The following is a 1,969-nucleotide window of genomic DNA, read 5'->3' as shown; positions in this document are numbered from 1 at the left end:
CATTTGATTTTGACTTCAACCGTTCGAGTTTAGTTGAAAAAGGGTGAAAAAGCGAGCTTAAGATACACTCTGTCCAAAATTAAGGGGTTAATCCGATTCGAAAAAATCCTTACTAAAAAAAGCACACTCTTATTACCTTAAATCAATTCAACAAGCAGATATAACAAAAAACGAAACAAATCTAAGAGCGGCTGCCTATTATGAGATTGGACGAATAATGCATTCAAACAGTATTAAAGAGGCCCTTCATTACGTTGAGAAGGGGTTAGACTCATATGTAGAAAATCAGTACAGAAGATATATCAAGCATTATCTAAAAGTCAGTAAGGCAATCTACTTGGAAATGGACAATAAAGTTGGTGAATCCCTTCAAATCCTTGAAGAGTTGTGGTCAGAACAAAACAATATTCCTAGTACAGAAGCACTTTTAAATATGTATGATCTACAAGCAAAATTCTTTTTTAAAATGCAATTGTATGATAAAGCTATCTCAATTACTAAAGAAGGTATTGAAAGAGCTAGGATTGACAAGATGTACGATAGATCATACGAACTTTGGACAACACTAGGAGGTTGTTATATTGAAAAAAACCAGTTAGCTGAGGCTCAAAGATGCTTTAGGACTGCACTAAATCTAGAAAAATATATACGACGTGATTATCTTCTTGTAACTAGTCAAACACAATTGGGTCTGTTATATTTGAAGCAAAAGAACGTAGTCAAGGCGAAGGAACTACTCGAAGAAGCTGTTAAATTAGGGAGAAAGTGTAACGATGTTCATCGGCTAAACGAAGCACTAGTTGGGCTTGGAGATTGTTATCTTGCTGAACCAAATTACAAGAAAGCTAGACAATGCTTTGAAGAAGCACTTTCTCTAACCAAAAAACAAAGCGATTTCGATAAAAAAGAAGATAGCATTTTAATTAAATTACTGATATGCACAGATAAAGACTCGAAAGATTATCAAGACTATGAAAAACGCTTCATACAAATACACATGAATAAACTGAATTTACATCTACCGCAAGGGGGTGAAGTGAATATGCGACCAGACTCTCAGACTAACTCAATTAAAATCAACTCTGCAGATCCACCCGATGCTTAAAAGCACAATTTGATTTGTATAAGGGAACCACTTTCTTTCTAAGTGGTTCCCTTATCTTTGATTACATTATCTTTCTGATTGTTATCTCATTTTTTTGGGAGCTGATTGCTCTTGTCACTGTATCATTAATCTTACTTTCATAAGCCGTATCCACTGCCTCCTTCCCATCCACCATCACTCTGTACATCTGCTTTGGCTTATTCACTTTCTCTTTCAACCCAAACGCAGCCGCAACGCCTTTAACAATGGCCTTTGCCAGCCCGTCCAAGAATTGCCGATCACACAACAACTTATTTTCCTTGGCATTATCAATAAACAGGCACTCTAGTAAGACTGCACTCATTTTGGTATCCTGAAGAACCGCGATCCGGGAACGAGCAGCCTGACTATCATTTTTAGCTGGTTGTCCATGCGGGCCAATGTTATAGCCTTTGAGATAAGACAACACCTGATCATTGATCGCCTTTTGAATTCTTTGGGTACGAGCCGGAGCTCCCTTGGCAATATAAGATTCAAATCCCGATCCTCCGCCTGCGTTGCAATGCAACGACAAAAAGAGATCAGCATTTGTATTATTCGCATAGGCAATTCTTTTTCTTAATCCCGCTGGTGGCGCAGGGTAGGAGGACGAAGTGTTCCGGTTACGTGTGAAGGTAACTACCGCACCTTCATACTTCCCGAAATGTTCTCCCACCAACTCTGCCAATTGCAACGCAACATCTGCCTCCCTAAGTCCAAAACCAACTGCACCAACTGCACCCGTGTCTGAGCCACCATGCCCAGGATCAATGACTACTTTCATCTTTATCCTTCTCCTTTCCTTTTCCGTAAGATCTCAATTCCTTTCTGAAGCTGTGGAGGGAT

Annotated in this window: 2 protein-coding genes; one reads left to right on the top strand and one right to left on the bottom strand. The window is 39.2% G+C overall.

Features of this window, described 5'->3' with window-relative positions; all coding sequences use genetic code 11:
* The first annotated feature begins 343 nt into the window (after positions 1-343).
* Positions 344-1,105, top strand: a complete 762-nt coding sequence (locus CLV36_RS16825; RefSeq protein WP_245888406.1) for a tetratricopeptide repeat protein — start codon at positions 344-346, stop codon at positions 1,103-1,105.
* 61 nt (positions 1,106-1,166) lie between these two features.
* Here CLV36_RS16825 and CLV36_RS16820 read toward each other — a convergent pair whose 3' ends face one another.
* Entirely contained in the window at positions 1,167-1,907 is a 741-nt protein-coding gene (locus tag CLV36_RS16820; RefSeq protein WP_106343407.1) for an N-acetylmuramoyl-L-alanine amidase, read from the bottom strand.
* Positions 1,908-1,969 lie beyond the last annotated feature (62 nt).

The sequence above is a fragment of the Laceyella sediminis genome (assembly GCF_003003125.1).
Classification (GTDB): Bacteria; Bacillota; Bacilli; order Thermoactinomycetales; family Thermoactinomycetaceae; genus Laceyella; species Laceyella tengchongensis.
The sequence above is the reverse complement of the archived record's forward strand: the minus strand, read 5'-3'. Positions and strand labels throughout refer to the sequence as shown.

What these genes read in the sequence shown, in the direction of transcription:
- CLV36_RS16820 (WP_106343407.1), bottom strand. Translation starts at nt 1,907, where the DNA reads ATGAAAGTAGTCATTGATCCTGGGCATGGTGGCTCAGACACGGGTGCA.
- CLV36_RS16825 (WP_245888406.1), top strand. Translation starts at nt 344, where the DNA reads ATGGACAATAAAGTTGGTGAATCCCTTCAAATCCTTGAAGAGTTGTGG.